Here is a 5,509-nt window from a genome sequence, read left to right as displayed (position 1 = left end):
CGCCAGGTCAGCGTGGTACTGCAGCGTGCCGGCGCCGCCGCCGGCGGGGGTGTCGAGCACCAGCCAGGGCTGGTCGCTGCTGGCCGTCCAGGCGTGGCTCTGGCTGGTGTTGAAGGCCACGTCGGCGGTGCCGGTGAGCGTGGCCGTGTCGGCGGTCATGACGAGCTGGCCGGCTGCCGGGGCCTTGAAGCCCGAGCCGACCGTGAAGGCCACCGGAATGTCCAGGATCGGCGAAGAATTCCCCAGGTCGGCGAATCGCACCTGCACCGTGCCCTGGTAGCTGCCCGGCGCGAGAGACGCGGCCGTGGCCGCCACGCTGATGCCGCTTGACGAGACACGGGTGGCCGAGAGCCATCCCGAGCCCTTGATCGTGCTGCTCGAGACGACGAGGCGGTTGCCGGTGTCGGCCGGCGTGATGGCCAAGGGCTTCGCTGCGGCGGCATCGCCTTCGACGCCGCCGAGGGCCAGCGCCTTGCCGTCGATGTCGAATATCGCGTAGCTGTAGGGCATGGTCTGCGACCAGGCGACGTTCTTGCAGGCCGCGTCCGTGCACAGGCGGAAGACGAAGTTGCCGCTGCCCTGGCCCGCTGCTGCGGAGCTGAACCGGGTCAGCGTGACGCGCGCGGTCGTGTTGCCGGTGAGCGTGAACGTCGAGGCAAACTCCCCCGGCCGATCGGGAACGACCTCGGCGTAATAGGTGCCCGAGCCGTTGAGCAACGTGAAGTTCACGTTTTGCTGCGCGGCCGCTGTACCGGTGAAGCCGGCGAACTCGATGCTCGAGCGATCGCTGGTGACATTCACCTGGGAAGTGACGCCGCCGTCGCCCCCACCCCCGCCGCAAGACGCCAGCACCCATGCGCAGCACACCATGGCCGCGCGAAGCCACATTCCGCTCATGAAAAACCCTCCTCGTTATGCCGCGATCTTCTCACGCACCGGCGCGGCGATGCCCCCGGATCGCCGTCGGTGCAAACCCGAAACGCTCGCGGAACCGGATGGCGAAACGCGAGGCCGATTCGTAGCCCACTGTCAGCGCGATGTGCGCGACAGGCTGGTCGGTGGACTGCAGCAAGGTCATCGCACGCGACATCCGCACGTCGGCGAGCAGGTCGCCAAAGCGGGTGCCTTCGGCGCTCAGGCGCCTGCGCAACGTGGCTTCGCTGATCGACAACCGGTCGGCCACTTGCGGCACCGTCCACGCCTGTGCCGTGGAGGCGCCGAAGAGCGTTCGCAGCTCCGACGCGATCGTCGCCGCGCGCTGCGCCGCGAATCGAACGCCGGCGAGCGAGAGCCACACCAGCAGCTCTGCCAGCCGGTGCCGCGCCACCTCGTCGGGAACACCTGAGGGGTCGGCCACGGCCGCGACCGCCCGCTCCAATGCCGCAGCCAACTCGGCGCTGACCTGCTTGAGCACCTTGGCACCTGTCAGCGGCTGCTCTGCCGGCGATGTTGGTGCGAACTGCTCGATGACGGCCCGGTCCCACACCAGCCAGCGGGCTTCATAGAGCCTGGCCGCCGAGAGCCGGTTCGACACGTCGAACGATTGCCCACCGGCGATGGCGATGGCGTCGCCGTCTTCCAGCGTCCAGCGCTGCCCGCCGGATCGAAGCGATTTCGTGCCGTGCCGCACGAGGATCAGCGCAGGGCTGTCGACGACGACCTTGCTGAACCGCAGCGCGCTGCGCTGCACCACATTCGCGGTCAGTCCGACACCGGGGCGGGTGTGGAGGCTTCGTGTCGGAGCTATGGCTTCACCCGATAGATGGCGCAGAGCTTGTTGCCGTCGGGGTCTCGCACATAGGCGAGGTGATAGGCGCCGAGCGTGCCCTCGCGCAAGCCGGGTGGCTCCTCGATGGAGCTGCCACCGTGCGCCACGGCCACATCGTGGAAGGTTTGCACCTGCTCGGGCGATTCGCACCGGAACGCGATGGTGCCGCCATTCGCAAACGTGGCCGGCTCGTCGTTGATCGGCTGGCTGATCGCGAACGTGCTGCCGTTGTGGCGGTAGAAGAGCCGGGCGTGTCCCGAGCCCGCTGTGTTGGGCGCCGGCTCACCGGCGCCCAGGACGCTCAGCACGGCGTCGTAGAACTGCTTCGAGCGCTGGAGGTCGTTGCTGCCGACCATGATGTGGTTGAACATGTCGTCTCCTTGTGGGCACAGTGTAGGAGCCGAACCAGGGTGGGATGTGGGCGGAATCAGTCAGGTTTGGTGCGGAAACGATCAATCACGAACCTGATCCCGTTGAACACCAGCACCACCTTTGTCGCGCCCGTTGCGTCCGGCGGAGTGGATCTCGAAGCCGGGTTTCGAGGCCGTTCGTCGATAGAGGTACGGCGCCCCCCAGGGGTCGTTCGGCAATCTGTCGAGGAGGGGCCGCGAGCTGCTGACCAACACCGCGAGCCCCTGCGCCTCGGTGGGGATGTCGCCGTTGTCCTGCCGGTAGAGCTCGACGGCCTGCGAAAGGTTGGCGATGTCGATCCGGCCTTCCATCAGACGGTACCCGCGGTGGTCGATCCTTGACAAGGGTCCCAGCATCAAACCGGCCAAGGCGCCGAACGCAATCACGGCGGCTGTCAGTGTCGATCGGCGCATGGGTGTCGATGTGGCGTTGGAGGAGCGGATCTCGTGGCGGCGAGCCTATCGCATTCAAGGCCGCGGCCCGATCGGCCGCCGATTGCCTGTAGATTCCGTGTCCGCATGAGCCCCATCGCCCCGACAACGCCATTCCGCAGGCGTCGCATCGTCTGCGCCATCGCATGGATCGGTTGCGTGCCCGGCCTGTTCGGCTATGCGCTGCTGTCGCTGATGATGTTCGACTCCCCCGGCAGAAGCGATGCATGGGGCATCGCGTTCGTGTACGTGAGCGTCGTTTGCGGCTGGTTCGCGTGGGGCGTGCTGGTTGTCATGAGCCGGGCGTGGATCGCCGATCGGCCTTGCACTCCGGTTCTTCCGATTGCAGGGACCGCGGCGGTCGGCATCGCGATTGCGCCGCTGGCTTCGCATTGGATGCCACTCGTGCTGGTGTCACCGGGCGTATTGCTGGCCTGCTGGCTCGTGTTCTGGCAGCTGAGGGCCGCAGCCCGGCAGTCGGCAAAGGCGGCAGCACCATGAAACCTGCATTGCTTCGAGCTGACCCGGCTCGCCGCGCTGCTCTTCACGTCGACGGCCGCAGCCGCCATTCCCCGCCCGAGCGTGGCCGCCGCCACATCAACCAAGGCAAGCATGGACATCGCCAAGCGCAACCAACTGATCCAGCAACTTTCCGCCCAGCCGGAGCCGCAACTGGTCGCCATCGAAACCTTCTTCGACGGCAATGACGATCTCGGCTCCATCGGATGCAACCTGGCAGAGCATCCCGGCATGGACGCCTTCAGGCAGACCTTCGCACGCATTGCCCGCCGGCATGACGTGGAGGCGATCTACACGCGGATTGCAGAGCTGGATCCCGGCGACGATTGCTGGCCCTTCACCGACACCGTGTTCGTCGTCGGCACGATCCACCCCGACGAACTCGAAGCGGAGTTGTCAGCGCTCCAGCCCGATGAGGTGAGCGGCGTGGAAGCCTCGCAAGTGCCCGACACGCTCGCCCGGAAGCAAGCGTTGCCGGTGCTGTCCGCGTGGTGGGATTGAATGCCGGTGCACGAGCTGGCCGCCAGACGAATGCGCGTGCCCGACCGGCCTTGAATCTCAGAACTGCACCATGCCGGCCCCGCACGGGCCCTTGTAGACGGCGTCCGTGCTGCTCAGCTGGGTGAACTCCACGCCGTCCTTGCGGTGCACGCGGGACTCGAGCTCGTTGTGGATGGTCGTGGCGGTCAGTGAATTGCGCACCGCGCTTCGTATCGTGAAGCCCTGTGACGACGTGCAGGTGACGCTCCACTGGGCTGAATTGCCGGACCGGTTGTAGTTGCCCGCCACGCAGGCCAGGTCGTCGGCCGTCTTGTTGTCGCGCGCGGCGAGCAGATAGGGGTCGCTGGCGACGAACTCGGCAGTCAGGCATCGCTCCGAGCGGGAGTCGGACACCTCTTTCTCTGTCTTGCCATCGGGCAGGATGTTGACGATCTTCGTGTGGAACGCCCAGCCGCCCGGCTGCAAGGGAGACTGCGATTGCGCCATGGCCGGTGCGGCGAGCAACAGCACGATCAGCGAGACAGAGCCGATGCCGAGAACTCGAGAAGGGCAGGAATGCATGACGGATGCAAGGCGATTGAAATGCGTGCCGGCGATGGTACTGACCTCAAGACTTGGGTTTCCCACGCACGAGCCTTGAGAACAGGTACTTCACCGAGATCGCCAGTGGCACGCCCAACAGCAGCAATGCGGGGACGCCAATGACCGCCACCCGAGTCCAGAATGCGCCCGGAGACTCCGACCGCTGAACGGTGCGCTTGAACATCGTCGTTGCCTGGCCCTCAGAGACACCTGTGGTGATGATGTGGGCCGCACCCCACAGGAACAGGATTCCCAGACCCACCGTCATCAACGCGGATGCAACTTCGGCCACGCGAGGAAAGCGCCGTCTCGTGGCGAAGAGCACCACCATCGAAATGACAGCCACGGCAAAGGCCGGGGCGACGAGATAGTCGAGAAACATGCACAGGATCGCCACCACTGAAGCCGCTGCGATGGCCAGCACAACCGCGATGGCGATGGCCTGAAAGCGTGGGGCCTTGACAGGCGCAGTTCGGGTGGCGGGCAAGAGCAGCGACAGCGATGAAGCCAGCACGATGATGGTGAAGAACAGAACGATCGGCCACCACGTTCGCAGGTGCAGCGCTGCCGCCCCGGCGCCCAGGAGGCCTGGCAGGCTCAAGACGCCGAGAAGGAGCGGGATGCCGGTGTCCCGGTGCGACAGGCCCTTGCATTCGGTGCACCGAACCGGCGAAGACTCGGTGGACAGGGCGAGCGTGAGCCAGGGCAAACTCTCGGACTGGCAATGAGGGCAGCGGCGCATTGATATGCTCTGATGCGTTGTAGAAGAGAACACGATATGTCCAACACGCAATACGCATTCATCGACAGGGCCCGTGTGCCGGATCGCGCCGCGCTGCAGTCGTCGATCGATGCCCTGGGCTTCGACCTGAAGCTGCATCCCGAATTCTCGCCGTTCTCGGATTCAGGCTTCCTGCCCTTCGTGCTCAATGGCGAAGAAGGCCCGGGGTTCGAGATTTTCTACGAGCCCACCGACGATGTCGTCGGCGGCGACAAGTTGTTCCGCGCCCTGGCCGACGGGCGCGACTACTGCATCGGCATGTCCTGGCGCGGCGACATGAAGGACCTGGCCTGCGTGATGATCGTCAGCTGTGCGCTGACGAAAGACTTCGGCGCCATCGTCTCATTCGAAGGCGACGACCCGGAGCCGCTCGAAGACATGCTTGAGGCCACGCGAGAGATCATTCGCGATGCGGAGAGTGGCGAGTAGGCCGGCGGGCCATCCACCAGCTGCGGATGCCGTAGAACGCGCCAATGCTCAGCGGGCAGGCCCACAGGATGCCGTGCATTCCAACGC

Annotated in this window: 9 protein-coding genes; 3 read left to right on the top strand and 6 right to left on the bottom strand. The window is 65.8% G+C overall.

The window, feature by feature from the left end; genetic code table 11:
* The 4 genes from AC1D15_RS16430 to AC1D15_RS16415 form a co-directional block, all read right to left on the bottom strand.
* The coding region (locus AC1D15_RS16430) for a hypothetical protein (protein WP_477826805.1) at positions 1-897 on the bottom strand (897 nt) is incomplete at its 3' end.
* A gap of 31 nt (positions 898-928) precedes the next feature.
* Entirely contained in the window at positions 929-1,693 is a 765-nt protein-coding gene (locus AC1D15_RS16425; RefSeq protein ID WP_477826804.1) for a helix-turn-helix transcriptional regulator, read from the bottom strand.
* A gap of 50 nt (positions 1,694-1,743) precedes the next feature.
* Positions 1,744-2,139, bottom strand: coding sequence for a VOC family protein (locus AC1D15_RS16420; RefSeq protein ID WP_477826803.1), 396 nt, complete (start codon positions 2,137-2,139; stop codon positions 1,744-1,746).
* Between the two features lie 81 nt (positions 2,140-2,220).
* Complete coding sequence (locus AC1D15_RS16415; RefSeq protein ID WP_465110540.1) at positions 2,221-2,592, bottom strand: type II secretion system protein GspG; 372 nt, start codon at positions 2,590-2,592, stop codon at positions 2,221-2,223.
* A 105-nt stretch (positions 2,593-2,697) separates the two neighbouring features.
* Between AC1D15_RS16415 and AC1D15_RS16410 the strand changes: the two genes are divergently transcribed.
* Both AC1D15_RS16410 and AC1D15_RS16405 read left to right on the top strand, forming a co-directional pair.
* Positions 2,698-3,111: a hypothetical protein gene (locus tag AC1D15_RS16410; RefSeq protein WP_477826802.1), complete on the top strand. Its 414-nt coding sequence runs from the start codon at positions 2,698-2,700 to the stop codon at positions 3,109-3,111.
* 111 nt (positions 3,112-3,222) lie between these two features.
* Positions 3,223-3,630 (top strand): hypothetical protein, encoded by a 408-nt coding sequence (locus AC1D15_RS16405; RefSeq protein ID WP_477826801.1) that lies wholly within the window; start codon positions 3,223-3,225, stop codon positions 3,628-3,630.
* A 57-nt stretch (positions 3,631-3,687) separates the two neighbouring features.
* Here AC1D15_RS16405 and AC1D15_RS16400 read toward each other — a convergent pair whose 3' ends face one another.
* Positions 3,688-4,257 carry a DUF3617 domain-containing protein gene (locus AC1D15_RS16400; protein ID WP_477826800.1) on the bottom strand — a complete coding sequence of 190 codons (570 nt, stop codon included), beginning with the start codon at positions 4,255-4,257 and terminating at the stop codon, positions 3,688-3,690.
* Positions 4,238-4,921 carry a hypothetical protein gene (locus AC1D15_RS16395; protein WP_477826799.1) on the bottom strand — a complete coding sequence of 228 codons (684 nt, stop codon included), beginning with the start codon at positions 4,919-4,921 and terminating at the stop codon, positions 4,238-4,240. Before AC1D15_RS16395 ends, AC1D15_RS16400 begins: the two co-directional genes overlap by 20 nt.
* A 69-nt stretch (positions 4,922-4,990) precedes the next feature.
* On the opposite strand from AC1D15_RS16395, the gene AC1D15_RS16390 reads away from it, so the two are divergent.
* Positions 4,991-5,422, top strand: a complete 432-nt coding sequence (locus tag AC1D15_RS16390) for a hypothetical protein (RefSeq protein WP_477826798.1) — start codon at positions 4,991-4,993, stop codon at positions 5,420-5,422.
* Positions 5,423-5,509: the final 87 nt, after the last annotated feature.

The sequence above is a fragment of the Rhizobacter sp. P2_H2 genome (genome assembly GCF_056403375.1).
This window is presented reverse-complemented; position numbering and strand designations above follow the sequence as displayed.